The 25779-nt window shown below is 68.6% G+C and carries 20 protein-coding genes and 6 pseudogenes; 18 read left to right on the forward strand and 8 right to left on the reverse strand.

What is annotated here, in order from left to right; all coding sequences use genetic code 11:
* Window positions 1-33: 33 nt before the first annotated feature.
* From BTZ20_RS17975 to BTZ20_RS18000, 6 genes and pseudogenes are all read left to right on the forward strand, one after another.
* A pseudogene (locus BTZ20_RS17975) lies at window positions 34-1442 on the forward strand (cytochrome P450).
* Window positions 1443-1457: 15 nt separating this feature from the next.
* Window positions 1458-1826 (forward strand): DoxX family protein, encoded by a 369-nt coding sequence (locus BTZ20_RS17980; RefSeq protein WP_077042297.1) that lies wholly within the window; start codon window positions 1458-1460, stop codon window positions 1824-1826.
* A 149-nt stretch (window positions 1827-1975) separates the two neighbouring features.
* Window positions 1976-3064, forward strand: coding sequence for a pyruvate dehydrogenase (acetyl-transferring) E1 component subunit alpha (gene pdhA / locus BTZ20_RS17985; protein ID WP_077042298.1), 1089 nt, complete (start codon window positions 1976-1978; stop codon window positions 3062-3064).
* A complete protein-coding gene (locus BTZ20_RS17990; RefSeq protein WP_077042299.1) occupies window positions 3061-4038 on the forward strand; it encodes an alpha-ketoacid dehydrogenase subunit beta in 978 nt (325 codons plus the stop codon). The genes pdhA and BTZ20_RS17990 overlap by 4 nt, the downstream gene beginning before the upstream one ends.
* A 12-nt stretch (window positions 4039-4050) precedes the next feature.
* Window positions 4051-5297: pseudogene (locus BTZ20_RS17995) on the forward strand (dihydrolipoamide acetyltransferase family protein).
* A gap of 38 nt (window positions 5298-5335) precedes the next feature.
* A pseudogene (locus BTZ20_RS18000) lies at window positions 5336-6544 on the forward strand (MFS transporter).
* A gap of 262 nt (window positions 6545-6806) precedes the next feature.
* Here the strand turns inward: BTZ20_RS18000 and BTZ20_RS18005 are convergent.
* From BTZ20_RS18005 to BTZ20_RS18015, 3 genes are read right to left on the reverse strand one after another with little or no spacing between them, the layout of a single operon-like run.
* Window positions 6807-8231 (reverse strand): NAD(P)(+) transhydrogenase (Re/Si-specific) subunit beta, encoded by a 1425-nt coding sequence (locus BTZ20_RS18005; protein ID WP_077042300.1) that lies wholly within the window; start codon window positions 8229-8231, stop codon window positions 6807-6809.
* The gene (locus BTZ20_RS18010) at window positions 8231-8563 is read right to left on the reverse strand and encodes an NAD(P) transhydrogenase subunit alpha (protein WP_027501548.1); all 333 of its coding nucleotides are present in this window, start codon (window positions 8561-8563) and stop codon (window positions 8231-8233) included. The genes BTZ20_RS18005 and BTZ20_RS18010 overlap by 1 nt, the downstream gene beginning before the upstream one ends.
* Window positions 8563-9678, reverse strand: a complete 1116-nt coding sequence (locus BTZ20_RS18015; RefSeq protein ID WP_077042301.1) for a Re/Si-specific NAD(P)(+) transhydrogenase subunit alpha — start codon at window positions 9676-9678, stop codon at window positions 8563-8565. The genes BTZ20_RS18010 and BTZ20_RS18015 overlap by 1 nt, the downstream gene beginning before the upstream one ends.
* A gap of 252 nt (window positions 9679-9930) precedes the next feature.
* On the opposite strand from BTZ20_RS18015, the pseudogene BTZ20_RS18020 reads away from it, so the two are divergent.
* From BTZ20_RS18020 to BTZ20_RS18030, 4 genes and pseudogenes are all read left to right on the forward strand, one after another.
* A pseudogene (locus BTZ20_RS18020) lies at window positions 9931-10307 on the forward strand (DUF488 domain-containing protein).
* On the forward strand, window positions 10304-10459 hold the full coding sequence (locus BTZ20_RS27365) for a hypothetical protein (protein WP_189636501.1): 156 nt from the start codon (window positions 10304-10306) through the stop codon (window positions 10457-10459). The pseudogene BTZ20_RS18020 and the gene BTZ20_RS27365 overlap by 4 nt, the downstream one beginning before the upstream one ends.
* 10 nt (window positions 10460-10469) lie before the next feature.
* Window positions 10470-11306, forward strand: a complete 837-nt coding sequence (locus BTZ20_RS18025) for a maleylpyruvate isomerase family mycothiol-dependent enzyme (RefSeq protein ID WP_077043805.1) — start codon at window positions 10470-10472, stop codon at window positions 11304-11306.
* A complete protein-coding gene (locus BTZ20_RS18030) occupies window positions 11306-11938 on the forward strand; it encodes a Type 1 glutamine amidotransferase-like domain-containing protein (RefSeq protein WP_077042302.1) in 633 nt (210 codons plus the stop codon). The genes BTZ20_RS18025 and BTZ20_RS18030 overlap by 1 nt, the downstream gene beginning before the upstream one ends.
* A 43-nt stretch (window positions 11939-11981) precedes the next feature.
* Here the strand turns inward: BTZ20_RS18030 and BTZ20_RS18035 are convergent, their stop codons facing one another.
* The 3 genes from BTZ20_RS18035 to BTZ20_RS18040 all read right to left on the reverse strand — a co-directional run bounded on the left by BTZ20_RS18035 (window position 11982) and on the right by BTZ20_RS18040 (window position 12727).
* Window positions 11982-12161 (reverse strand): hypothetical protein, encoded by a 180-nt coding sequence (locus BTZ20_RS18035; protein ID WP_077042303.1) that lies wholly within the window; start codon window positions 12159-12161, stop codon window positions 11982-11984.
* An 11-nt stretch (window positions 12162-12172) separates the two neighbouring features.
* Window positions 12173-12307, reverse strand: a complete 135-nt coding sequence (locus BTZ20_RS29200) for a hypothetical protein (RefSeq protein ID WP_262982491.1) — start codon at window positions 12305-12307, stop codon at window positions 12173-12175.
* A gap of 171 nt (window positions 12308-12478) precedes the next feature.
* Complete coding sequence (locus BTZ20_RS18040) at window positions 12479-12727, reverse strand: hypothetical protein (RefSeq protein WP_077042304.1); 249 nt, start codon at window positions 12725-12727, stop codon at window positions 12479-12481.
* Window positions 12728-13134: 407 nt separating this feature from the next.
* Here BTZ20_RS18040 and BTZ20_RS29515 point away from each other — a divergent pair.
* The 7 genes and pseudogenes from BTZ20_RS29515 (at window position 13135) to BTZ20_RS18075 (ending at window position 22571) form a co-directional block, all read left to right on the forward strand.
* A pseudogene (locus BTZ20_RS29515) lies at window positions 13135-14605 on the forward strand (wax ester/triacylglycerol synthase domain-containing protein).
* Between the two features lie 70 nt (window positions 14606-14675).
* Window positions 14676-16892, forward strand: a complete 2217-nt coding sequence (locus BTZ20_RS18050; RefSeq protein WP_223263392.1) for a glycerol-3-phosphate 1-O-acyltransferase — start codon at window positions 14676-14678, stop codon at window positions 16890-16892.
* Window positions 16889-18322, forward strand: coding sequence for an HAD-IB family hydrolase (locus BTZ20_RS18055; RefSeq protein ID WP_077042305.1), 1434 nt, complete (start codon window positions 16889-16891; stop codon window positions 18320-18322). The genes BTZ20_RS18050 and BTZ20_RS18055 overlap by 4 nt, the downstream gene beginning before the upstream one ends.
* A 209-nt stretch (window positions 18323-18531) precedes the next feature.
* Window positions 18532-19530 (forward strand): alpha/beta hydrolase, encoded by a 999-nt coding sequence (locus tag BTZ20_RS18060; protein ID WP_077042306.1) that lies wholly within the window; start codon window positions 18532-18534, stop codon window positions 19528-19530.
* Between the two features lie 148 nt (window positions 19531-19678).
* Complete coding sequence (locus BTZ20_RS18065) at window positions 19679-20821, forward strand: UDP-N-acetylglucosamine--N-acetylmuramyl-(pentapeptide) pyrophosphoryl-undecaprenol N-acetylglucosamine transferase (protein WP_077042307.1); 1143 nt, start codon at window positions 19679-19681, stop codon at window positions 20819-20821.
* Complete coding sequence (locus BTZ20_RS18070; protein ID WP_077042308.1) at window positions 20818-21831, forward strand: GDP-mannose 4,6-dehydratase; 1014 nt, start codon at window positions 20818-20820, stop codon at window positions 21829-21831. Before BTZ20_RS18065 ends, BTZ20_RS18070 begins: the two co-directional genes overlap by 4 nt.
* 116 nt (window positions 21832-21947) lie before the next feature.
* Window positions 21948-22571 carry a DUF4232 domain-containing protein gene (locus tag BTZ20_RS18075; protein ID WP_077042309.1) on the forward strand — a complete coding sequence of 208 codons (624 nt, stop codon included), beginning with the start codon at window positions 21948-21950 and terminating at the stop codon, window positions 22569-22571.
* An 89-nt stretch (window positions 22572-22660) separates the two neighbouring features.
* On the opposite strand, the gene BTZ20_RS18080 is transcribed toward BTZ20_RS18075, so the two are convergent.
* A complete protein-coding gene (locus BTZ20_RS18080; protein ID WP_077042310.1) occupies window positions 22661-23806 on the reverse strand; it encodes a hypothetical protein in 1146 nt (381 codons plus the stop codon).
* Window positions 23803-24060 carry a hypothetical protein gene (locus tag BTZ20_RS18085; protein ID WP_077042311.1) on the reverse strand — a complete coding sequence of 86 codons (258 nt, stop codon included), beginning with the start codon at window positions 24058-24060 and terminating at the stop codon, window positions 23803-23805. Before BTZ20_RS18085 ends, BTZ20_RS18080 begins: the two co-directional genes overlap by 4 nt.
* 349 nt (window positions 24061-24409) lie before the next feature.
* Between BTZ20_RS18085 and BTZ20_RS18090 the strand changes: the two are divergent.
* Window positions 24410-25779, forward strand: a pseudogene (locus BTZ20_RS18090) (FAD-binding oxidoreductase).

The raw sequence follows: 25779 nt of genomic DNA on the forward strand, positions 1-25779 counted from the left end.
TTCCGCCGCCCACACGCGCGCAGGCACGCCAAGATGGAGCCCATGGCAGTTCTCACGGTCGATCGTCCGTCGATGCCCCACCCGCCGCGCCGGATCCCCGTGCTCGGGACCTGCTCGACGTCGATGTCACCAAGCCGACGCAGAACGCGATGGCCTGCGCGCAGCGTCTCGGCCCGATCTACCAGCGCAAGATCTTCAACTATGTGTTCACCTTCGTCTCCGGCGCGGACCTGGCCACCGAACTCAATGACGAGAGCCGGTTCCAGAAGCACGTCGGCGTCGCGCTGCGGAACCTGCGGCCGATCGGGAATGACGGGCTGTTCACCGCCTACAACTCCGAACCGAACTGGTCGAAGGCCCACAACATCCTGATGCCCGCCTTCACCCAGTCCGCGATGCGCAGCTACCACCAGACCATGCTCGACACCGTGCGCGAGCTGATCGTGCACTGGGACGAGCGCTGCGACTCCGCCCCGGTCGAGGTAACCCCTGACATGACCAAGGTGACGCTCGAGACGATCGGCCGTACCGGCTTCGGATACGAGTTCGGCTCCTTCGACCGCGCCGAGCAGGACCCGTTCGTCGGGGCGATGATCCGCTCACTCCGGTTCGCGCAGAAGGCCTCGTTCACCATCCCGATCCCGATCCTGGACCGGGCGATCAAGCGCAAGGCGATCCGCAGGAACCAGGCCGACCTGGCCTACATGGCCGAGGTGGTCGACGAGGTGATCCGCTCGCGCCGCGCGAACCCCGAGGAGCACCGCGACGACCTGCTCGGCCTGATGCTGTCCGCCGAGGATCCCGAATCCGGTGAGCGTCTCGACGACGAGAACGTCCGCGACCAGGTGATCACCTTCCTCATTGCCGGTCACGAGACCTCCTCGGGCGCCCTGTCGTTCGCGCTCTACTACCTGGCGAACAACCCGGAGATCGCCGAGCGGGCGCGCGCCGAGATCTACTCGATGTGGCCGCAGGGCACCGACCCCGATCCGGCGTTCGAGCAGATCCCGAAGCTGCGCTACGTGCGGCGCGTCCTCGACGAGACGCTGCGCCTGTGGCCGACCGCGCCCGGCTACATGCGCGAGGCCCGCGAGGACACCGTGCTGGGCGGCCGCTACCCGATGAAGGCGGGTGACGCCGCGTTCGTGCTGTTGCCGCAGCTGCACCGGGACCCCGTCTGGGGCGACGACCCGGACGCCTTCGACCCGGACCGTTTCCTGCCCGCGAACGTCCGCACACGCCCGGGCCACGTCTACAAGCCGTTCGGCACCGGGATCCGCTCCTGCATCGGCAGGCAGTTCGCGATCCACGAGATCGTGATGGCCCTGGCGCTGCTGCTGCACCGCTACGACCTCGAGCCCGAACCGGACTACGAGCTGGACGTCACCGAGCTGCTCACCCTCAAGCCGGAGGGATTCCGGCTGCGCCTGCACCGACGCTGACAGCGAAGGACACCCATGGAGATCCTCACCATCGTCTGCACCGTCCTCCTCGCCGTCGCCGCGCTCGGCGCGGGGGTGCCCAAGGTGATGCTGCGGGGGCCTGCCTGGATAGCGCTGCGCAGGCGCGGGCTGAGCGCCGCGCGGGTCCGCTTCATCGGCGCGGCGGAGCTCGCGGGCGCGGCGGGGCTGATGGTGGGCCTGTACTGGTGGCCGGTCGGGATAGCCGCGGCCGTGGGTCTGCTCGTGCTGTTCGGGTCCGCGGTCGCCTTTCACATCAGGTATGGCGACTTCGGCAACCCGGACTCCGGAAACGACGCATGGACGGCGTTCGCACTGGCGAATCTCTCGGTGATCGTGATCGCAACGCTGCTCGTGACGAACTGATCGTATCTGCAGGTCAGAACGGTGTCAGCGGCTCGACGACCGGCTCACTTGCGCCCCGCTCCCAAAGGTGGATGCTGAGAAGTAAGGACACATCGAGCGCCGCCGAGGTCTCACGAGGACCGCCCCGGCACAGCAGCGAGGAGGGTCCGGTGTCCGAGAAAATCGACTACCCGGTCCAACTCATCCAGCCCGACGGGGCCCGGGTACACGGAGCCGGCTACGCGGGCGAGGTCACCGACATCGGCCCGGCGGAGCTGCGCGGCCTTTACGAGGACATGGTGGTGCTGCGCCGCGTCGACGCGGAGGCCACCGCCCTGCAGCGCCAGGGACAGCTGGGGATCTGGGCGCCGAGCCTCGGTCAGGAGGCGTCCCAGATCGGATCCGCACGCACCCTCGAACCGGACGACTACGTCTTCACCAGCTACCGCGAACACGGACTCGCGTACTGCCGCGGCGTGCCGCCCGCGCAGTGGCCCCCGCTGTGGCGGGGCGTGGCGCTGTCGAACTGGGATCCCGCCGAGTTCAACCTGACCAATCCGGCCATCGTCGTCGGCTCGCAGGGGTTGCACGCCACCGGCTATGCGATGGCCGCCCACATGGACGGCGCCGAGATCGCGGTCATGGCGTACTTCGGCGACGGCGCCACCAGCCAGGGCGACCTGTCCGAGGCGCTCGGGTTCGCCGCGAGCTGGGGCGCGGGCGTGGTCTTCTTCTGCCAGAACAATCACTGGGCGATCAGCGAACCGGTGCAGCTGCAGAGCCCGTTCCCGCTCGTGGCCCGGCCCCGCGGTTTCGGGATCCCTGGCATCGCGGTCGACGGCAACGACGTCCTCGCCGTCCTCGCGGTGACGCGGACGGCCGTGCGGCGCGCGCGTGAGGGCGGCGGGCCGACCTTCATCGAGGCCATCACCTACCGGATGGGCCCGCACACCACCTCCGACGACCCGACCCGCTACCGGACCGGCGCCGAGATCGAGCACTGGCGCGCCCGCGATCCCATCGACCGGCTCCGCCGGCTGCTGCTGCGCGAGGGCGCGATGGACGAGGAGTTCACCCGCGGGGTCGACGCCAAGGCCGCCGCGGCGGCCGGGGACCTGCGGGCGGGCGCCCTCGCCCTGCCCGACCCGGCTCCGCTGACGGTGTTCGATCACGTGTACTCCGACCCGCATCCGCTGATCGACGAGGAACGGACGCGGTTCTCGGCGTACCTGGACACTCTCGAGGAGGCGCGGTCATGACCACGATGGCGCTGGGCGCCGCGCTGAACGCCGGGCTGCGCAGGGCCCTCGAACGCGACCCGAAGGTGCTGCTGATGGGCGAGGACATCGGCAAGCTCGGCGGCGTCTTCCGGGTCACCGACACGCTGCAGAAGGACTTCGGCGCCGCCCGCGTGATCGACACCCCGCTCGCCGAATCCGGCATCATCGGGACCGCGTTCGGGATGGCGCTGCGCGGCTACCGGCCGGTGTGCGAGATCCAGTTCGACGGGTTCGTCTACCCTGCCTTCGACCAGATCGTGTCCCAGGTCGCCAGGATCCACTTCCGCACCGGGGGCCGGGTGCGGGCGCCGCTGACGATCCGGGTGCCGTTCGGCGGCGGAATCGGTGCGGTGGAACATCATTCGGAGTCCCCGGAGGCGCATTTCGCGCACACGCCCGGCCTCCGCGTGGTCGCCCCGTCCACCCCTGACGACGCCTTCCACATGATCATGCAGGCCATCGCCGCGGACGATCCGGTGGTGTTCTTCGAACCCAAGCGCCGGTACTGGGACAAGGGCGAGGTGGACCTCGACGCACCCGCTGCCCTCGACCTGCACCGGGCCCGGGTCGCGGCCCCCGGCACGGACGTCACCCTTGTCGCGTACGGGGCGATGGTGGCCACCGCGCTGTCGGCGGCCGAGATCGCCCGGCAGGAGGGGCATTCGATCGAGGTGATCGATCTGCGCTCGCTCTCCCCGATCGACTTCGACACCATCGAGGCCTCCGTCCGCAAGACCGGGCGCCTGGTCGTCGCGCACGAGGCCCCAGTGTTCCTCGGTCTCGGGTCGGAGATCGCCGCCCGGATCACGGAACGGTGCTTCTACCAACTCGAGGCGCCGGTCGCCCGGGTCGGCGGGTTCGCGACGCCCTACCCGCCCGCCAGATTGGAGCGGTACTACCTCCCCGACCCGGACCGCATCCTCGACGCGGTCGACCAGACGCTCGCCGCCTGAAGGGACATTCCCGTGCACCCAGCGAACGAGTTCCGGCTGCCCGACCTCGGCGAGGGCCTGACGGACGCGGAACTGGTCCGGTGGTCGGTCGCGGTGGGTGACATCGTCGAACTCGATCAGGTGATCGCGGAGGTGGAGACGGCAAAGGCGTTGGTGGAGTTGCCCTCCCCCTTCGCCGGGACGGTGTTGGCCCTGCTCGCCGAACCCGGCACCATCGTCGAGGTCGGGGCGCCGCTGATCCGGATCGGCGAGCCCGGCGCGGGCGACTCCCCGGCGGAGCGGCGCCGCCCGCCGCGGAACCAGCGGACCATCCGGCCACGCTGGTGGGGTACGGCCCGACCGCCGCGCCCGCGAGCCGGAGGCGAAAGGCCATGCCCGCCCCCGGGTCCCCGGACCTCGAACGCGCGCGGCCCGACGCGAAGCCCTCCGCGCGCAGGCTGGCCCACGAGCTCGGCATCGACCTGAGCGACGTGCAGGGCACGGGGTTCGGTGGGGCGATCACCCCCGAGGACGTTCGCGCACACGATGTTCCACGAGAAACGACTCGGCCCCAGGACGTGACGTCGCCGCGCGAGACCCGCACGCCGATCCGGGGCGTGCGGCGACAGACCGCGGACGCGGTGACCCGGAGCGCGTTCACCGCCCCGCACGTCACCGAGTTCGTTACGGTCGACGTGAGCGCGTCGATGGAACTGATCGATCGCCTGCAGGCGAGTCCCGCCTTCGCCGGCCTCGAGCCGACCCCGCTCGTCCTGGTGGCCAAGGTCCTGCTGGTGGTGCTGCGCGAACATCCCTCCCTCAACTCGAGCTGGGACGAGGAGCACCAGGAGATCGTCACCAAGCACTACGTCAATCTCGGGATCGCGACCGCCACCTCGCGCGGACTGCTGGTGCCGTCGGTGAAGGACGCGCACCTGATGAGCCTGCTCGAGCTGACCCGGGCGATCCACCAGCTCGTCGAGACCGCCCGAGCCGGCCGGTGCACGCCCGCCGACCTCTCCGGCGGCACCGTCACGATCACCAACGTCGGGGTGTTCGGCGTGGACACCGGAACCCCGATCCTGAGCCCGGGCGAGGCGGCGATCCTGTGCCTCGGCGCGATCGCGCCACGGCCGTGGGTGGTCGACGGGGAACTCGCCGTCCGCTCGGTCACCACCCTGGGGCTGTCCTTCGATCACCGCCTGGTCGACGGCGAACAGGGCTCCCGCTTCCTCGCCGATATCGCCGCGACCCTCGCCGATCCACTCACCCTGCTCTGACCGCCCGGCCGGGCGGACGGCCGGGGTAGAAAGAATAGGTGCGCCCCAACAGCCCGACCCTCGCGGATCCCGCCCGGCTCCGCCGGGCCCGCGCCGCGATCTTCGGCGTCTTCGCCGTCAACGGATTCCTGCTCGCCGCGTGGGTCGTGCACATCCCGGCCATCTCGGATCGCACCGGCATCAGCCACGCCACCCTCGGCTGGCTGCTCCTGCTGCTGGCCGGCGGCGCCCTGATCGGCATGCAGGTGGCGGGCCCGCTCGCGGACCGCTACGGCAGCCGACTGATGGTGATCCTCGCCGGGGTGTTCATCTCGTTCGGGGTGATCGGTCCGGGGCTGGCGACCGACGCGGTCTGGCTCGGCGTGGCACTGACCGTGTTCGGGTTCGGCAACGGCGCGCTGGACGTGTCGATGAACTCGCAGGCCGTGCACGCCGAGCGGCTCTACCGGCGGCCGATCATGTCGGCCTTCCACGCGTTCTTCTCGATCGGCGGGGTCGTCGGGTCGCTGCTCGGCGCCGCCGCCCTTGCCGCCGGGTGGTCGCCGCTGACCTCACTGGCCGTCGCGGCCGCGATCGGCTTCGTGACGGTCGCCGGGTGCGCCCCCCTCCTGCTGCCGCACGTCGCCCCGACCACGCCGCCCCGACCAGGTGACCCGTCGAGCTCCCACCACCGGGGCCTCGCGCAAGGTGCTGGCGCTCGGCGCGCTCGCCTTCGCACTGTTCCTGTCCGAGGGGCCGCCAACGACTGGAGCACACTGCAGGTCAAGGAGCACCTCGGGACGTCCGACGCGACGGCCGCGCTGGCCTTCGGCGCGTTCGCGCTGATGATGACGGTCGGCCGGTTCGGTGCCGACCGGGTCAGCGCCGCGCTCGGACCGGTCGCGGTGGTGCGCTACGGCACGCTGATCGCGGCCGCGGGCATCGGGATGGTGGTCGTGTCCGGCTGGGTGTGGCTGACTCTGGCCGGGTGGGCACTGTTCGGGCTCGGCCTGTCCGGCTGCATCCCGCAGATCTTCACCGCGGCAGGCAACCTGAGCGTCGGATCGGCGGGGGTGAACATGTCGCGCGTGGTGGGCATGGGCTACGTCGGGCTGCTCGCGGGTCCCGCGTTGCTCGGCTGGCTGACCAAGCTGATGCCGCTGACCGCGACCATGGTGGTGCCGTTGGTGTTCGTACTGCTGGCGTCGCGGTACGCGGGACTGGTCGGTCGTCCCCGCGTGCCGAGCGAGCTCAACCAGTCCGTCTGAGCACCCGGCGACTTCGGGCGATTCGACCACCGCGCCGCCGGGCTCCTTATAGGTTCGGGCCGCGCACCACCGATTTCACAGAACCAAGGAGCCATCGCCCATGGGCAGCAACGACGACGTCAATCCCCTCGCCGGAGTGATCGCGATGATCACCACCGCCCTCATCCCGACCGGCAGCATCATCTTCTAGACACAGAGAACGCCGAAGGCGCCCTCCCCGATCGACTCGGGGAAGGGCGCCTTCGTCAGCGAACGCGTCGGGCTAGAGCGCCTTGAGCTCCTCGGTGACCGCGGCGACCATCTTCTTGGCGTCGCCGAACAGCATCGAGGTGGTGTCCGCGAAGAACAGCGGGTTGTCGATGCCTGCGTAGCCCGAGGACATCGACCGCTTGAGGACGATGACGGAGCGGGCCTCGTCGACGTTGAGGATCGGCATGCCGTGGATCGGGCTGCTGGGATCGTTGCGCGCGGCGGGGTTGGTCACGTCGTTGGCGCCGATGACGATGGCGACGTCGGTGCGCGAGAACTCACCGTTGATGTCGTCCATCTCCTTCATGGCGTCGTACTCGACGTCCGCCTCGGCGAGCAGCACGTTCATGTGACCCGGCATACGGCCAGCGACCGGGTGGATCGCGTACTTGACCTCGACGCCCCTGGCCTCCAGCAACGCCGCCATCTCCTTGACCGCGTGCTGCGCCTGCGCCACCGCCAGACCGTAACCGGGGACGACGATGACCTGGTTGGCGTACGCCATCTGGATCGCCGCATCCGAGGCGGAGGTCGCCTTGACGGTGCCGCCGGTCGCACTCGCGCCGCCCGCCGCGGCGGCGTCGCCACCGAACGAGCCGAAGATGATCGCCGGGATCGACCGGTTCATCGCCTTCGCCATCAGGTTCGTCAGGATGGTGCCCGACGCGCCGACGATCATGCCGGCGACGATCATCGCCTGGTTGTTCAGTGCCAGACCCGCCGCGGCCGCCGACAGACCGGTCAACGCGTTGAGCAGCGAGATCACCACGGGCATGTCGGCGCCGCCGATCGGCAACACCACGAACAGGCCCATGACACCGGCCGCGACGAGCAGCCCGACGATCAGCAGCGAGGACTGCGGGTCACCGTCGGCATTGATGCCGATGAACACGGCCAGTCCGATCGAGACAAGCGCGAGGATCATGTTCGCTACCTGGAACGCCTTCGCGTTCGAGACGAACACCTTCTCCACGTTCTTGTTCAGCAGTTCCTGCAGCTTCGCGAACGCCACCAGCGAGCCCCAGAACGAGACCGAACCGATGATCGCGGCGAACAGCGATCCGACGATGAACGGTGCCGAGGGCACCGCCTCGACGGCGGTGAAGCCGTCGGAGTTGAGGAACTCGGCCCAGGCGATGAGCGCGACGGTGCCACCGCCGACACCGTTGAACAGCGCGACCAGCTGCGGCATCGCCGTCATCTTGGTGCGCAGCGCCGGCGGAACGCCGAGAACGACGCCGACAAGCAGGCCACCCGCGATGAGGGCCCAGTTATCCGTGTCGCGGATGTCGATCAGGACTGCGACCACCGCGATCAGCATGCCCACCGCGGCGATGTAGTTGCCGCGGACCGCGGTCTTCGGACCTGTGAGGCCGGACAGACCGTAGATGAACATCGAGAACGCGACGATGTAGAGGATCGTGACGAGGTAGCCCATCAGGCGTCAGCCCCCTTCTTCTCGGCCGCCTTGGGAGCGTCCTTCTTGGGCTTGAACATCGCGAGCATGCGGTCGGTGACGACGAAGCCGCCGACGACGTTCAGGGTGCCGAACACCAGCGCGACGAACAGGATGATCTTGATGCTCCACGGCGCATCGCCGGGCAGGTGACCGAGCACGACAAGCGCGCCGAGCACGACGATGCCGTGGATGGCGTTGGTGCCCGACATCAGCGGCGTGTGCAGGGTGTTGGGCACCTTGGAGATGACCGCGAAGCCCACGAACCCGGCCAGGACCAGGATCGCGATGTTCGCAAGAAGTTCGTTGTACATCAGGGGGTTGCCTCCTTGCGGGTGACGCACGCGGCGGCGAGCACCTCGTCGTCGAAGTCCGGCGCGAGCGCGCCGCTCTCGTCGAGCATCAGCTCGATGAGGGCGTACAGGTTCTTCGAGTACAGCTCGCTCGAGTGCTCCGGCATGGTGGCCGGCAGGTTCAGCGGGGAGCAGATGGTCACGCCGTGCTTGACGACGGTCTGACCGGGTTCGGTGATCTCGCAGTTGCCGCCGGTCTCGCCCGCCAGGTCGACGATGACGCTGCCGGGCTTCATGCCCTCGACGGCGGCGGCGGTGACCAGGCGCGGGGCCGGACGGCCGGGCACCAGCGCGGTCGTGATGACCACGTCGAAGCCCTTGATCGCGTCCTCGAGCGCCTGCTGCTGCTGGGCCCGCTCGTCCTCGGTCAGCTCGCGGGCGTAGCCACCCTCGCCCGCCGCGTCGATGCCCAGGTCCAGCCACTGCGCTCCGACGGAACGGACCTGGTCCGCCACCTCGGGTCGCACGTCGTAGCCGGTGACGCGGCCGCCGAGACGCTTGGCCGTGGCCAGCGCCTGCAGGCCGGCCACGCCGACGCCTAGCACCAGCACGGTGGCCGGCTTGACGGTGCCCGCGGCGGTGGTGAGCATCGGGAAGTACCGGGTGGACTCCGACGCGGCCAGCACGACGGACTTGTAGCCGGCGACGTTGGCCTGCGAGGACAGCGCGTCCATCACCTGGGCGCGGGAGATGCGCGGGATCGCCTCGACGGCATACGCCTCGACCCCGGCATCCGCGAGCGCGGCGATGCCGGTCTCGTTGGTGCGCGGGGCGAGGAAGCCGATCAGCTTCTGGCCGGCGCGCAGCCGGGCGGTCTCCTGGGCGTTCGGGGCCGCGACCTTGAGGACGACGTCCGCGGACCACGCGTCGCCGATGGTCGCACCCGCCTCCTCGTACAACTCGTCGGGCATCAGGGCGCCGAGCCCCGCACCGGACTCGACGATGACGTCGAGGCCCTTGCCGCGAAGCGTTGCGACGACCTTGGGTACCAACGCGACCCGGCGTTCGCCGTCGTTCGTTTCCCGAACGACGCCGACCGTTGGGCGCGGCTGCTTAGAGCTCTGCGATGTATCCAACTGTCTGTTTACTTCCTGCGGTAGGTGGATTTGGAACCGCGGCGGACGGCGGCACCCGTGCGACTTGCGGATGATGACCCAGCTGGCACGAAGTTCACAACACTAGCCAGAGTGGCGCCACGATAGGGGATTCTCATCCCAGCGGGTGGAAACTGAATCGAATCCGAACAGGACCAATCGCCCAACTCGGACATCGATATGTGGCACCGGTCACACGCGTAGTCTGGGTTTCCGACCGCATCGGAGGTGCCGATGAGCAGGCAGACCAAGCCGACCGTCACGATCGAGCGCGTCTACGACCACCCCGAACCCGAGCCGGGTGCCCGGGTTTTCGTCGACCGGCTGTGGCCGCGGGCATCCGCAAGGACGCATTCCATTACGACGACTGGGCCAAGGACCTCGCGCCGTCGACCGAACTGCGCCGGTGGTACAGCCACGAGGAGGCGCACTTCCGGGAGTTCCGGGCGCGCTACCGCGCGGAGCTCGAGTCCGATTTCGGCCAGGAGGCCATCGCCCGCGTCCAGAAGCTCGCGCACGGTCGTCCGCTGGTCCTGCTCACTGCGACCAGGGACCTCGAGCACAGCCACGCCGAGGTGCTCGCCGAGTTCCTGCGGGAGTCGGACTCGTGAGCGACGACATCGGCGGCGACCCGGCCTGCTGGCTCGACCGGGTGTGCCCCGAGTGCGGGGCGTTCCTGCCCGACGGGACCGAGAACGGCTGCCCGCGGTGCGCGGGCGACGCCGAGCCGCATATCCCCGCGACCCGCCTACCCAGCACCTAGAGTGGCGCCGGTGAGCGATGCGAAGCAGCCGACGCTGATCGACCGTGAGCCGTTGACCGCCGCCCTGTTCGAGGAATGGGACATCCTCGACGGCCTGCTGGCCGGGCTCACCGATGAGCAGTGGTCCAGCCCGACGCCGCTGCCGGGTTGGACGGTGCACGATGTCGTCGCCCACCTGATCGGCATCGAGTCGATGCTCAGCGATGTCGAGCCGCCGCTCGCCGCGGACGAGGTGCCCGACTCCCCCCACGTCCTCAACGCGATCGGCGCCTTCAACGAGCGCTGGGTGGCCGGCCTGCGCTCGCACAGCCACGCCGAGGTGCTGTCCCGGTTCCGCGACATCATCCGGACCCGCCGCGAGGCGCTGTCGGCGATGACGCAGGCCGACTTCGACGCCCCGTCCATGACGCCGGTCGGCCCCGACAGCTACGGCCGGTTCATGCGCACCCGGCTGTTCGACTGCTGGTTCCACGAGCACGACATCCGCGACGCCGTCGGCCTGCCCGGCGAGGAGGGCGGCCCGCGGGCCGAGTACTCGTTCGCGGAATTGGTCGGGGGCCTCGGCTTCGCGGTCGGTAAGAAGGGCGGCGCACCCGACGGCTCGACCGTGACGTTCGCGCTCACCGGCCCGCTCGCCCGCGACATCCACATCGCCGTCCACGGCCGTGCCGCCGTCGTCCCCGCCCTTGACGCGCCCGCGACCACGACGCTGCGGCTCGATTCGCGGCTGTTCACCCGGCTCTGCGGGGGACGGGCATCCGCCGCGGATCATGCCGGGGAGATCGAGGTGCTCGGCGACGAGGCCCTCGGCCGCCAGATCGCGGCCAACCTCGCCTTCACCATCTGATGCGACTGTTCCTGTCCTCGTACAGGTTCGGGGCCGACCCCGATCGACTGCTGAGCCTGCTCGGCGAGCCCGGCCCCGTCGCGGTGATCGCGAACGCCACGGACGCCTGGGAGGTGGGACGCGACTCGGCGGTGGTCAGCGACGTCACGCCGCTGCGCCGGATGGGCTTCGACGCACGAGAGTTGGACCTGCGCGAGTTCATCGGCGACCCGGAATCGCTGCGCGCGGAGCTGACGAGGCAGTCGATGGTGTGGGTGCGCGGCGGCAACACCTTCGTCCTGCGCGCCCAGTTCGCGCGGAGCGGCGCCGACGTGGTGCTGCCGGAGCTGCTGCGTGCCGACACGCTGGTCTACGCCGGGTACAGCGCGGGGGCCTGCGTGATGTCGCCGTCGCTGCGGGGGCTCGAACTGCTCGACGATCCGGAGGAGGTCGGGCCGGCCTGCGGGACGCCGGTGATATGGGAGGGACTCGGCCTCGTCGACCAGGCGATCGTGCCGCACTTTCGATCGCCTGGATACGGGAGCGAGGAGACGGCCCTGATCGAGGAGGTCGCGGAGCGCTACCGGCTGGCGGGCACCCCGTACCGGACCCTGACCGACGACGACGCGATCGTCATCGACACCCGGATATGAGTGGTGGCCGGGCCCGCGGGCCCGGCCACCAGTCAGCCGTTGGTCAGCCGAATCCGACGATCCGGTCGGCCGGGATGTGGACCGGCAGGAGCGAGGGACGGCGCGTCGTCTTGAGCCTGCGGCGCGAGACCTCGTCGGCCCCGTCGAGAAGGGCGTCGACGAGGAGCTCCGGATCCCGCCGCCAGGCCGACCCGATCACCTCCACCGCATTGTCGGTGAACAAACCCGAATCGGTCAGGGCGTCGCGCCACTGCGCGAACTCTCCCCGCGCACCAGATCGATCGCCCAGGCGTCGATCTCGCCGCCGTCGAACTCGTACGACAGCACGGCGCTGACGAGGTCTTTTGTGTGGGATCCCAGGTCTCTCATCGTGTCGGTCCCTTCGTCAATACTGACGGCATCTTCGCTGTAACACTGTGTGGTGCTGTGGCGATAACTCACGCTATCGCCGTTTCCGTGCCGAGAACGTTCGGCTCGCCAACGATCTGATAACAGAGTGACTGGCGTGACGAATGTGACTCATGTGGCATGCGAATGCCGCTATCCGACCCTCACCCCGTCGAGCAATGCGTCGACGAGCAACTCTGGGTTTTTTGACCAGGCGGTCCCGATGGTGTCGACCACCGAGGGGGTGAACATTCCCGAGGACCCGACCGTGTCGAGGTACTCCCCGAACTCGCCCGACCTGATGGCACCGATCACCACCTCGTCGACCACGTCACGGTCCTCGAACTCATAGGCGAAAATCGCGCGGATGATCCCGTCGACTCCACTGGGCAGCCCGCTCATCGCCCACCTCTTCCCGATTCATATCGGACGCCTCCCGAAATTGGTCGACGTCTACGTGTAACGCATTCGCGCTACCGAGCGATAGGGGGAAACCTAACCCAGCGGGCGGGGAGATTGGGTTGCCGTTGTGAGAACCTTCGGTTACGAACCGACAACTCTGCTGTTTATTGGATCACGCTGGCGTTATAAGTCCCCGCGGTCTCTTTCGAGCGAGGTCACCAGGGTGCCGCCCCTGCGAAACGAGGACATCCGGGTCACCGAGTAGCCACCCGCACCAGTGGCCACCGGGGCCCCGAAACCCTGTGCGTCCCCCACCCGACGGGTCCACACTTGCTGTGTGGCGCTCCGCAGGCTCTGCGCCGGTAGCGCCGACCGCGGGAGGACTCGACGACCGAGGGAGTGCGGGCATGACCGACGGCGTTCCGCAGATACCACCGAGCGCGGTCGACGTCGACCTGTCCGCCGTCGCGGACGGCTGGGACCGGTCGATGTCCGACCTCGAGACCGGCATGTGGCGGATGGAGGAGTCCCAGCCGCGGTTGCGCACCCCCATCGTCGCGGTCGACCTCCTCGATCACCCGCCGGACTGGGACCGGCTGGTGCGGGCGCACGAGTGGGCCTCGCACATCGTGCCCCGGATCCGGATGCGCGCGGTGGAGCCGGCGTTCGGCCTCGGCAACCCGGTGTGGTCGGTGGACCCCGAGTTCGACCTCGGCTATCACCTGCGCCGCATCCGGCTGCCGGAGCCGGCCGACTTCAACCACGCGCTGCGCATCTGCAGGCACCTGGGCACCGAGCCGTTCGACAAGGCTCGGCCGCCGTGGGTGGCGATGCTCATCGAGGGCCTCGACGACGGCCGTGCGGTGTACGTCGTCAAGACGCACCACAGCATGACCGACGGCATGGGCGGCATCCGGATGATGACGCTGCTGCACAGCCGGCGGTCCGCGCCAAGCCCCAACAAGCCGGACCGGCTGCCGGCGCCGCCCGAGCACCTGTCCCACTTCGAGGCCCTCGGCCAGGACGTGCTGACGGAGGTGCGCAAGGCCCCGGCCGGATCACCGGGCTCATCGCGGGCGCGACCAGGACCGCGGTGGGCGCCCTCGCCGACCCGATCGGCACCGCGGGCGACGCCCTCGGCTATGCCAATTCGCTGCGCCGCATCGTCACCCCTCCCCGGCGACGGGATTGCCGCTGCTGCGCGGTCGCGGCCTCGGGCGCTGGTTCGGCGTGCTCGAGGTGGGCCTGCCCGAGTTCAAGGCCGCCGCCCGCGCCGCGCACGGCTCGCTCAACGACGCATACGTCGCCGCGCTGCTCGGCGGTTTCCGCCGCTACGCGCAGGCCCACGGGCAGCAGATCGGCCCGATCCCGATGGGCATGCCGGTGAACATGCGGGCGGCCTCGGACCCCTCGGGCGGCAACCGGTTCGCGGCCGTCCGGTTCGCCGGGCCCGCCGCCGAGGAGGACCCGGTCGAGCGGATCAAGAAGGTGCGCGCCATCGTCCTCGGCCTGCGCGAGGAACCGGCGATCGACGCGATCGACCTCGCCGCGCCGCTGCTCAAGCGGTTGCCGAACTGGCTGCTGGCGGACTGGTACCTGTCCCAGTCCACCGGCCTGGACCTGCAGGCCAGCAATGTCGCGGGTGTCCCGGTCCCGGTGTATCTCGCTGGGGCCCGGATCGAGCGGATGTTCCCGTTCGGTCCCGCGCCCGGCTGCGCCGTGATGGCGACCCTGGTCTCGCACGTCGGCACCTGCTGCATCGGGGTCAACCTCGACACCGCCGCGGTCACCGCTCCGAAACTGTTCATGCGCTGCCTGCAGGAGAGCCTGGACGAGGTGGTCGCCCTGGCCGACCCGAACGAAGGGACGCAACGATGACGAGCACGCAGCACCCTCGGGTCTATCTCACCGAGACCGTGACGGCGGCCGAGGACGACGTGCTGCGGTCATGGCTCAGCAGGCGCCCCACCGAGACCGGGCAGCCCCCGACCGCGGTGCCGATCGGCGGCCAATCACTGGCCGAGCTCACCCGCAGACAGGACGACCCGATGCTCACCCCCGTGCGCGTGGTGTGGCTGCCACCGCCCGACAACGGGCATCGACACAATCTGCGGGATGCGCTGTCCCCGCGGGATCCGCTGCACCCGGGCCACGGCGCACAGCGGCGGGTGCTGCGCAGCGACCCGGCGCGCTGCCAGGTGATCGAGGGCGAGCCCGCCCCCTCAGCGACCTCAAGCGCAGGCTCGACGAGAGCGGCGGCGGGTCGCTGCCGGAATACATCCGCAGGCAGGCCGCCCTCGCACTGGAACGGGCCGAGCGTGCCCTGCTCGGCAATCAGTACAAGGTTTCCCGGTTCGTGGCCGAGGAGATCACCGACACCGCCCGCTACCACGCAGGCATCAGCGACCTGTCCCTGCGGCTGAACGTCCCGCAGGAGGAGGTCGACAAGCGGGCCAGGGAAGCACTGGGCGAGATGGTGGCCGCGCAGAGCAGGCGCGCGATCGCCCTGTGGGATCGGCTGGGTCGCTACTTCTCCCGCGCCTACCGGCTCGACGTCGACACCTCCCGGTTCACCGAGCTGCGCGAGCTGAACACGGAGCACTCGCTGGTGTTCCTGCCGAGTCATCGCTCCTACCTGGACCCCCTCGTGCTGCGGCCGGCACTGCTCGCGAACGACCTGCCCCTCAATCACGTGATGGGCGGGCTGAACGTCAGCTTCTGGCCGATCGGGCCGATCAGCAGGCGCAGCGGCACCGTCTTCATCCGGCGCAAGTTCGACGGCGACGAGGTCTACAAGTGGACGCTGCGCGAGTACATGCGCTATCTGCTCACCAAGCGGTTCAACCTCGAGTGGTACATCGAGGGCGGACGCAGCCGCACAGGAAAGCTGCGGCCCCCGCGCTTCGGGCTGCTCACCTATCTGACCAAGGCCTATCAGTCCAGCGGCATCAAGGACGTCTACCTGGTGCCCGTCTCGCTCACCTACGACCAGCTCTACGAGGTCAGCGCGATGGCCGCCGAGGCGCACGGCGAGGCGAAGACGAAGGAGAGCCTGCGCTGGATGGTCGGGTACGTGCGCGCCCAGGGCAAGCGGCACGGCGTGGCGCACGTGACCGTCGGCAGGCCGCTCTCGCTCGCCGAGTCGCTCGGCGGCGAGAAGGATCTGCGGCTGGCCATCCAGAAGACCGCGTTCGAGGTGTGCCATCGGATCAACGAGGTCACCCCGATCACGGTGTCGTCACTGGTCATGCTCGCCTTCCTCGGCATCGAGGACCGCGCACTCACCGTCCCCGAGCTGGCCTTCATCCTCACGCCGCTCGTCGACTACATCTCCGCCCGCTCGCTACCGACCGCAGGCGGTGTGGACCTGCAGAACCCGCAGGTGTACCGCAAGGCCCTGGACACGCACGTGGAATCCGGTGTGCTGCAGTGCTTCGACAAGGGCGGCACCCGCGTCTACTACCTCGGCAAGGACCAGCATCTGGTGGCGGCGTTCTACCGCAACAACACCATCCACTTCTTTGTGGTCCGGGCGATCACGGAGCTGGTGCTGTTGGGCGCCATCGAAGCGCAGTACAGCAACCTGGAGGTCGACGGCTGGATCGAGGCGAAGCGGATCCGCGATCTGCTCAAGTTCGAGTTCTTCTTCAGCGACCGGGACACCTTCGAGCACGACATGCGCCGGGAGATGGGCCTGATCGACCCGGAGTGGGAGAGCAACCTCGACGATCCGAAGCTGGCCGAGAACATGCTCGACCGGGTACGCCCCTACCTGGCGCACCGGGTCCTGCAACCGTTCCTGGAGGCCTACGAGGTGGTGGCCGATCAGCTGGTTCACACCCCGTTGTCCGGGAAGTTCAACGAGAAGGACTTCATCACGACGTGTCTCGCGTTGGCCGAGCAGCGGCGGCTGCGCCAGCAGATCGCCAGCAGCGAGTCCATCTCGAGCGAGCTGTTCGGCACCGCGCTGAGACTGGCACGCAACCGCAACCTGGTCGAGGCCGCCGACGGGGACGCCGAGGGCGATCTGGCGCGGCGGCGAACGGCATTCGCCGCCGAGATCCGCACCCTGGTCGCCCGGATACGGCATATCCGCGGCCTCACCCAGGGGCGCCTCGACCAGTTCCGGGAGCCCGGCATCCTCCCCGAGGAGCGTGATCTGTGAGCGATGTGGACGCGTTGCACAAGGCCATCGCCGCCGCCGAGCCCGGACCGCGGACCCTCGCCGCGTTCGACCTCGACGGCACCCTGATCAGCGGCTACTCCGCGAGTGTGGTGTACCGGGATCGGCTGCGCCGCTTCGACATCAGCCTGGCCGAGCTGCTGCGCACCACCGGGGCCGCGATCGACACCCAGTTCCGCGGCGCCGACGTCGGCGGGCTGATGCGGATCGGGGTCCAGTCCCTGGCCGGGCGGATGGACGACGAGTTGCGCGAGTGGGGGCAGCGGCTGTTCCGGCAGGAGATCGCCGGGATGATCTACCCGGAGGTCCGCGGGCTGCTCGCCGCGCACCGGCGCGCCGGGCACACGATCGTGATGGCCACCTCCGCCACGCCGTACCAGGCCCAGTGGGTGGCGGCGGACCTCGACATCGCGGACGTGCTGTCGACGGAGCCGGAGGTGGTGGACGGGATGCTCACCGGCGAGCTGACCACGCCGCCGCTGTGGGGGCAGGCGAAGGCCGACGCGTTGCGCTCGTATGCCGCCGGGAAGGAGGCGGACCTGTCCCGCAGCTTCGCGTATTCCAATGGCGGCGAGGATATTCCGATGCTGGAGTCGGTCGGCCATGCGGTGGCGCTGAACCCGGACCGCAAGCTGACCGGCGTCGCGCAGCGGAAGGGCTGGCCGGTGGTGAACCTGCGCAAGCCACAGCTCGGCGCCGATCCGGTGTCGGTGGTGCGGACCTCCACCGCGGTGGGCGCGCTGATGGCGACGGCCGTGGCAGGCGGCGCGGCCGGGTTGGTGTTGCGCAACCGGCAGAGCGCGGCGAATCTCGTCGGCACCTTCGGTCCGGATCTGGCCCTGGCGATCTGCGGGATCAACGCGAAGATCAGCGGCAAGGAGAACGCGTGGAGCGACCGGCCCGCGGTGTTCATGTTCAACCACACCAGTTCGCTGGACATGCTGATCGTCGGAAGCGTGATCCGTCGCGACGTGACCGGGGTGGCGAAGATGGAGGCGTCCCGCGATCCGCGGTTCGTGCCGATCGGCGCGCTGCTGGACGTCGCCTACATCGACCGGTCGGACAGCGAGAAGGCGAAGGCCGCGCTGGCGCCCGCGGTGGACAAGCTGAAGTCGGGCATCTCGATCGCGATCTCGCCGGAAGGGACCCGGACGGTGACGCCGCGCCTCGGCAGGTTCAAGAAGGGCGGCTTCCACCTGGCTATCCAGGCGGGGGTGCCGATCGTGCCGATCGTCATCCACAACGCCGGAGAACTGATGTGGCGCAACTCACTTGTCGCACATCCGGGCACGGTATATGTCGACGTGCTGGAGCCGGTGAGCACCGAGAACTGGACCGTGGAGACGCTCGACAAGCATGTCGACGAGGTGCGGACGCTGTTCGAGGAGCGCCTGCACGACGGGCACCAGTAGGGCCGGATCGCCACCCGGTTCCGATTCGGCTGGGCACCTTTGTGATGTAGAACTCGCCGATTTCGGGTTGCCCCAGGAGGGCTTCCATTTCTTAAGGTTCGCTAATAATTCGTCCGTACCTTCGTGCCCGATGTGGGTCGGGGCGGCGCCACTCTCCGCTGGGGCGGCCGCTGCACATCGCACGGACAGGACGGAACCCAGTAGTTTTGATGAGCATTGCCAGACCACAATGGACCAACCGACTTCTCCAACGCCTGCTCACCGTCACAGCGGCGCTGCTCGCGTGCGCGATGCTCGCGGGGATCTCGGGTCAGGCGACCGCCGGCGCCGCGCCCGTCGCACACCGCGCGCCGTCGGGTGGGTACGAGGAAGTGTGGGTCCCCTCGGAGATGGGCCCGATCAAGGTGCAGATCCAGTGGGCATCCCGCGGCGGCAATGCCGCGCTGTACCTGCTCGACGGGCTGAGGGCGCGTGACGACCGCAACGCGTGGACGTTCGAGACCAACGCGCTCGACCAGTTCCGCAACGACAACGTCACCCTGGTGATGCCGGTCGGTGGCGAATCCAGCTTCTACACCGACTGGATGGCGCCGTCGAACCTCAACGGACAGCAGACCACCTACAAGTGGGAGACCTTCCTGACCCGCGACCTGCCGAACTACCTCGAGACCCGCGGCGTCGCCCGCAACAACAACGGCGTGCTCGGCCTGTCGATGGGCGGCTCCGCGGCAATGACGCTCGCGGCGCACCATCGCGACCAGTTCACGTTCGCCGGCTCCCTGTCGGGTTACCTCAACCTGTCCGCACCGGGCATGCGGGAAGCCATCCGTGTGGCGATGCTCGACGCCGGTCGCTACAACGTCGACTCCATGTGGGGCCCGCCCTGGTCGCCCGCCTGGTTGCGCAACGACCCGTTCGTCCAGGCCGAGCAACTACGCGGCATGTCCCTGTATGTCTATGCGGCGAGCGGCCTTCCGGGCCCCTACGATCAGCCGAACGCTCCGATCGAATACTTCAACACCGCGGCGGGCATGGGACTCGAGGCACTGGCGCTGGCCAACACCCGCGCCTTCGAGTTCCGCTTGAACTCGTTGGGCATCCCGGCCACATACAGCTTCCCGGCCAATGGCACCCACTCGTGGCAATACTGGTCCGCCGAATTGTGGAAGGCGCGCCCCCAGATCCTGGACACATTGAACGCATGGTGAGACTGCCCATTCGTTTGGCGAAGCGCCCGGCGGCCTGGAAGTTCCAGGACGCCGGGCGTTTTTCGTTGCTCGGCCCGGCTGCGATGCCCGCTGCCCGCCCGATTCGGGATCTAACGGAGCTCTAATCTCGGTCGCGCACAGTGCGGACATGACATTCGAACCGCGATCGACGCTTCGAGTCGCCATTGGCGCGGGCGGCACCGGTGGACATATCTATCCGGGTCTTGCCGTCGCCGAGGCACTGCGCGAAGACGCCGACATTCAGATCGACTTCTTCGGAGCCAAAGGCAGACTCGAAGAAACACTCATCCCCGCGGCGGGCTACCGACTTCATACCTCTGAGGTCGATGGCCTGAACGGCATGCGCGGCAGCGCGAGGGCGGCGACACGACTCGTGCGAGCCAGCGCGCACTGTGCGAGGCAGATCCGTGAACTCGGCATCGACGTCGTCTTCGGCACCGGCGGATATCCCAGTTTGCCGATTGTGCTGGGCGCCCGCATCGCGGGCATACCGACGCTGATTCACGAATCCAACGCCGTGCCGGGCCGAGCGAACCGCCTGGGCGCGTTGTTGTCGTCCCGGGTCGCAGTGGCGTTCCCGGAGGCGGCGCGCTCATTCACCCGCAACGAGGTTCGGGTGGTCGGGACACCGCTGATGCGGGAGATCGCGAACCTCGACAAGCGTGCGCTTCGCGACCAGGCCCGCGTCATTTTCGGTGTGGAGCCGGGCCAGAAACTCGTCGTCGTGTGTGGCGGCAGCCTCGGATCTCGCCGGCTGACCGATACCGCGCTGTCGCTGGCACGCGAGTGGCGCGGCCGCGGCGACATCCGCCTGGTCGTGAAGACGGGGCCCGAGCATTTCGCGGAGGCGTCGACCGCGGTCAGGGACGTCGGCAACGTGCTGGTGCTGCCCTACCTGGCCAGGATGGGCCTGGTGTACGCGGGCGCCGACGTCTTTGTCGGACGGGCAGGCGCGATGACGGTCGCCGAGATCTCCCATGTTGGCGTGCCCAGCGTCCTCGTGCCCTACCCGCACGCGATCGGTGACCACCAGCGCCACAACGCGCAGGCGCTCGTGGCTCGCGGCGCCGCCAGGATGCTGGCGGACGGCGATCTGCGCGCGGCAAGCCTGGCGCGATCGATCGACGACCTTCTCGGCAAGACGACCGAGCACACGTCGATCTCGGACTCCCTCCATCCGAGACCGAACGAGTCTGCGAAAAAGGTGGCGAACTGGCTCCGGCAGCTCGGCGGCCACAGGTCCGCGGCATACGAACCCGTCAACGCATGAACACCTCAAACGAAGCAGGTTTACCCGTGAATGAATTCTGGTCCGGCAGAAGAGTCTTGGTCACCGGCGGTGAGGGCTTCATCGGCAGCAGCCTGGTCGAACAGTTACTTGCCCAAGGCGCGGAGGTACGAGTCCTGGCGCACTACAAGCCTTACGCGTCGGCCGGCTTCCTGTCGGAGCACCTGGACGATATCGAGATGATCGCGGGAGATGTCCGCGACAGCGGGCAGGTGCTCGATGCCGCGGAGGGCATCGACACCATCTTCCACCTCGCGGCACTGATCGGAATCCCGTACAGCTACCAGGCTCCCCTGACCTATCTCGAGACGAATGTGCTGGGCACCCAGAACATCGTCGACGCCGCGCGCCGACGCGAGGTGCGACGGGTCGTCCACACGTCGACGAGCGAGGTGTACGGAACCGCGCGAGAGGTGCCCATTTCCGAGGCGCACCCGCTGCAACCCCAGTCGCCCTACTCCGCATCGAAGATCGCCGCGGACATGGTCGCGCTGTCGCATTTCCACTCGTTCGATACGCCGGTCTCGGTCTGCCGTCCGTTCAATACATTCGGCCCTAGGCAATCGCCGCGCGCCGTGATTCCCGCGATCCTGCACCAGTTGCATTCCGGCGCAGAGGAGATCGCCGTCGGCGCGCTGACCCCGACCCGGGACTTCACCTATGTCGAGGACACCGCCCGCGGCTTCATGGCGATCGCGGAGTCCGAGCGGGCACTGGGCCAGACGATGAATCTCGGTACCGGCAAGGAAATCTCGATCCGCGACCTGATCGGCCTTCTCATCGAGATCACCGGTTCCTCCGCCTCGATCACCGAAGACGACTCACGTCAACGCCCCGCGGGCAGCGAGGTCCATCGGCTGGTGTCCGACAACCGTCGCGTGCGGGAGCTGACGAACTGGAGCCCGCAGGTCTCCCTGCGCGACGGGCTCACCCGCACCTCGGAGTGGGTCAGGGCTCACCCGATCACCGATCCCCGCCGCTACCGCGTGTGAAGTAGGCCCACCTGACACGAGGGCGCGTTCTAGTAGTCGGGACCTGCGCAAACGATTCGGCGAGCAGTCGAGGCACTAGCATTTGTGATGTCCGATGCCGAAACGGAGGGGATGACATGACCCGTACCCGGATTGTCGCCGTACTGCTCGCCACCTCGGCCCTGACGCTGGCCGCGTGCGATTCCTCCGGCACCGAGGGCAACCCGACGGCCGCGCCCGCACCGACCACCGCAACCACGACCTCCAGCGAGGCGCCGCCGGTGGACACGACGGCCGCCGGTCCCCCGCCGCCCACCACCGCTCCGGACGACCCGAACACCTGCGCCGCCACCGAGCTGATGCTCACGTCCGGACAGGTCGAGGGCGCAGCAGGGTCGACCATGATCCCGCTGGTGTTCACCAACATCGGCGGCCGCACCTGCCTGCTCGACGGCTTCCCCGGCGTCTCCTACGTTGCCGAGGAGCACGGCCCCGAGGTCGGCGCGCCGGCCACACGCTCCGGCGCCGGCCAGGGGCCGGTGGAGCTGACGTCGAACGGCAAGGCGACCGCCCAAGTGCGCGCAATCCAGGTCGCGAACTACCCGCCCGACCTGTGCGATCCGAAGCCGGTCGCCGGGCTGCGGGTGTTCCCGCCGAACGCGTACGCCTCGCTGTTCCTGCCGTTCCCGGGAACAGGGTGCGCGAAGGCCGGACCGGAGGTCACGCAGCTCGAGGTGACCGCGGTGGTCGCGGGCGGGTAGTTCCCTCACGCGGACGACGACGACTCTTCATTGGGCAGGGCCGAGGATGGAGCGCCCTGTCCGTTGCTCGCAGAACCGGATGGGGAGGACTAACTGGACGAGGTCCCGGGCGTCGGGGTTGTGGGCTGAGGCGCGGACGTCCCGATCTCGACCAGCTGCACGGTCGGCCCTACCTCTATATCGGCCTGAGGACCGGACAAGGAGCGGGTTCTCATGAGCCCGTCTTGTCCGAGCTCATGAACGGCGCGCGCCGTCGACCCTTCCGGCAGAGTCACATGCAGGGGTGCAGCCGGCACCTGTAGCTCGCGATCAGCGTTGACGTCCCACACGGGTGCAGCGCGCCAGACGGCCACGAAGAACGTGCCGTCAGACTTTTGGAGCAGCGAGGTCTGGATGTCGCGCGCTTGAGTTGCGAGCGAGTAGTCGAGCCGGCCCGGCTGGAAGTTCGCACCCTGTGGGTCGGACAGAAGGTGAATCAGGCCCTGAAGAGCCTTGAAGGACTCCTTCGGCTCACCGGTGGAGTCGAGCAGCCCGAAGTTGGCCTCCTTGTCGTTCGGATTGGCCTTCTGGTCGGCCAACTCGTACAAGAAGGCCCGCCTGATCCCCGCGTCGTAGCTGCCGAGAAGGAGTCGCGGGATATAGGTGGCTGCAGCTGTTCGACTCACGCCTGAGTCAGATGTGGGGCTGTTGTAGTAACCGGTCTCGGTGCTTATCACCGGCCGCTGCGCTGTGACCGGTCGTGCGATGTAGTTGAGGTTCCAGAGCAGGCTCCCATAGCCGTTCGAGCCCCATCCTTTCGTCTCTGGGTTTCTGTCGGACGGGTAGTTGTGAATGTTGCCGTAGTCGGTAAGGCCACTCAGATCGCCTAGAGCCCGCGTGGATTCGGCCTTGGTCAACGAGGGCCCGATGATTCCGATGCCATTCAGGGTCGGAGTAGATCGCACCGTTGAGGCCAGTTGCTCCTGAACGGTGCGCGTCCTTGCCGCCCAGTCTGAGACCTTTTGTGCATCTGGTTCGTTGACGCCTTCGAGTGTTCTGACGGCGTTGTTTCCGCCGGACCACGCGACGACATCGGCAAGCTTGTTGAAGTCGGTGGCTTGGCCCCGAGTTGTCTGCATGGAGGAAATGAGGTTGAACTTCATGCCGGACTGAGCGAGGTCGCGCAGGCGCTGATAGTAGGTCGAACTAGCGCTAGCTGCCGGATCGGTAAAGATCCCGTCACGGAGGTTCTTCACCCCAGCTCGAGCAGCCTGGGCTTGATGATGTCGTCGTATCGGTCATAGATGGTGTCGGTGTAGTGCAGGTGGACATTGACGCCGATCGAGTCGACGAACGCCGCGGCGGAGGACGCCTGCTGGCCAGGACCGGCGGTCGAAGCAACCGGAGTGGCGGCCACGCTCGGCGCGGATACGAGCAGGGACGTGGCAGTGAGGGCCGCCACGGCAAAGCCGACCACGACGCGAGTTGGGGAGGTGAGATGCATGCCCATGCGACCATGATGACCGCTTCGGACCGTTACGTCCGCAGTAGGCCTTGCCGCCGAGCACCGCCTCTGGCCGGGTCCGGGGCCGTCGCGGTCCGAGCCGGGGTACCGACAGTTTCCTGTTCGCCAAGTCCCGCATCGAGTTCGATACCGGCTGCCTCAGCAGGTCGATGGCCGTCGAGGTCTGATCACCCATCGTGACGACTATGCCCGCGAGGGCCATTGTCCGCGACTGATTCTCTGGTGCCCACCTCACCGATTGGGCGCGCGAGTATTGGCCGCTCGATGGTGGCGTTTTGCCCGCCCAGTCGGAAACATCCGATAAGGGCTGCGAAACTCGGAGCATGATGGTGGCATGTCGACCGCCGACCTCTCCGAACTCGTCGCCGCGCTGCCCGACGGTGCGGTGCTCACCGATCCGGACCTGACCGAGGGCTACCGCCAGGACTGGGCGGCGGACCCGAACGCCGGCCGCCCGCTGGCGGTGGTCCGCGCGACATGCACCGAGGACGTGCAGGCGGTGATGCGGTGGGCGTCGGCGCACCGGGTCCCCGTGGTGCCGCGCGGCGCAGGGTCCGGTCTGTCCGGCGGCTCGACCGCGGTCAGCGGCGGCATCGTGCTCACCACCGAGCGGATGCGGGAGATCAGCGTCGACCCGGTCACCCGGATCGCGGTGGCGCAGCCGGGCCTGTTCAACGCGGAGGTGAAGAAGGCCGCCGCCGAGCACGGGCTCTGGTATCCCCGGACCCGTCCTCGTTCGAGATCTGTTCCATCGGCGGGAACGCCGCGACCAATGCGGGCGGGCTGTGCTGCGTGAAGTACGGCGTCACCACCGATTACGTCCTCGGCATGCAGGTGGTGCTCGCCGACGGCACCGCCGTTCGGCTCGGCGGCCCGCGCCTCAAGGACGTCGCCGGGCTCTCGCTCACCAAGCTGTTCGTCGGCAGCGAGGGCACCCTCGGGATCATCACCGAGCTGACCCTGCGTCTCATCCCCGCGCAGCCGCCCGCCTCGACCGTGGTGGCGTCGTTCGGTTCGGTGCAGGACGCGGCCGACGCGGTCCTCGCGATCACCAGGAACCTGCGGCCCGCGATGCTCGAGTTCATGGACCATGCCAGCATCAACGCGGTCGAGGACTCCGTGCACATGGGCCTCGACCGGAAGGCGCGGGCGCTGCTGCTGGCGCAGTCCGATGCGCCGGGCGCGGTCGCCGCCGAGGAGATCGCGGCGATGGTCGCGGCCTGCGAAAAGCACGGTGCCACCGAGGTGTTCGCCACCGACGACCCCGCCGAGGGCGAGGCCTTCACGGTGGCCCGGCGGTCGGTGTTCCCGGCCGTGCAGGCGCTCGGCAGCCTGCTGCTCGAGGACGTCGGGGTACCGATGGACGCGCTGCCGCGCTTGATCACCGGTGTCGAGCAGATCGCCGAGGATTGCGACGTGCTGATCTGCGTGGTCGCGCATGCCGGCGACGGGAACACACATCCGCTGATCGTGTTCGACCCCACCGACCCGGACGAGTCGGATCGCGCGCAGCGCGCGTTCGGTCTGGTGATGGACCTGGCGATCGCCTTGGGCGGCACCATCACCGGCGAGCACGGGGTGGGCCGGCTCAAGCGGGACTGGCTGCCGAGTCAGCTGGGCGAGGACGTGATGGAGCTGAACCGGCGGATCAAGGCTGCGTTGGACCCGGACGGGATCCTGAACCCGGGGGCGATGCTCAAGTAG

The organism is Rhodococcus sp. MTM3W5.2 (assembly GCF_001984015.1).
Lineage (GTDB): Bacteria > Actinomycetota > Actinomycetes > Mycobacteriales > Mycobacteriaceae > Rhodococcus_G > Rhodococcus_G oryzae.

Bases quoted from the DNA above. Each gene is read 5' to 3' on its own strand.
- BTZ20_RS29200 (WP_262982491.1), bottom strand. From the start codon at position 12,307: ATGAGAGACCTGGGATCCCACACAAAAGACCTCGTCAGCGCCGTGCTG.
- BTZ20_RS18070 (WP_077042308.1), top strand. From the start codon at position 20,818: ATGAACACCTCAAACGAAGCAGGTTTACCCGTGAATGAATTCTGGTCC.
- BTZ20_RS18075 (WP_077042309.1), top strand. From the start codon at position 21,948: ATGACCCGTACCCGGATTGTCGCCGTACTGCTCGCCACCTCGGCCCTG.
- BTZ20_RS18060 (WP_077042306.1), top strand. From the start codon at position 18,532: ATGAGCATTGCCAGACCACAATGGACCAACCGACTTCTCCAACGCCTG.
- BTZ20_RS18040 (WP_077042304.1), bottom strand. From the start codon at position 12,727: ATGAGCGGGCTGCCCAGTGGAGTCGACGGGATCATCCGCGCGATTTTC.
- BTZ20_RS18005 (WP_077042300.1), bottom strand. From the start codon at position 8,231: ATGGGCTACCTCGTCACGATCCTCTACATCGTCGCGTTCTCGATGTTC.
- BTZ20_RS18010 (WP_027501548.1), bottom strand. From the start codon at position 8,563: ATGTACAACGAACTTCTTGCGAACATCGCGATCCTGGTCCTGGCCGGG.
- BTZ20_RS17990 (WP_077042299.1), top strand. From the start codon at position 3,061: ATGACCACGATGGCGCTGGGCGCCGCGCTGAACGCCGGGCTGCGCAGG.
- BTZ20_RS18050 (WP_223263392.1), top strand. From the start codon at position 14,676: ATGGCTCAGCAGGCGCCCCACCGAGACCGGGCAGCCCCCGACCGCGGT.
- BTZ20_RS18065 (WP_077042307.1), top strand. From the start codon at position 19,679: ATGACATTCGAACCGCGATCGACGCTTCGAGTCGCCATTGGCGCGGGC.
- BTZ20_RS17980 (WP_077042297.1), top strand. From the start codon at position 1,458: ATGGAGATCCTCACCATCGTCTGCACCGTCCTCCTCGCCGTCGCCGCG.
- BTZ20_RS18085 (WP_077042311.1), bottom strand. From the start codon at position 24,060: ATGGGCATGCATCTCACCTCCCCAACTCGCGTCGTGGTCGGCTTTGCC.
- BTZ20_RS18030 (WP_077042302.1), top strand. From the start codon at position 11,306: ATGCGACTGTTCCTGTCCTCGTACAGGTTCGGGGCCGACCCCGATCGA.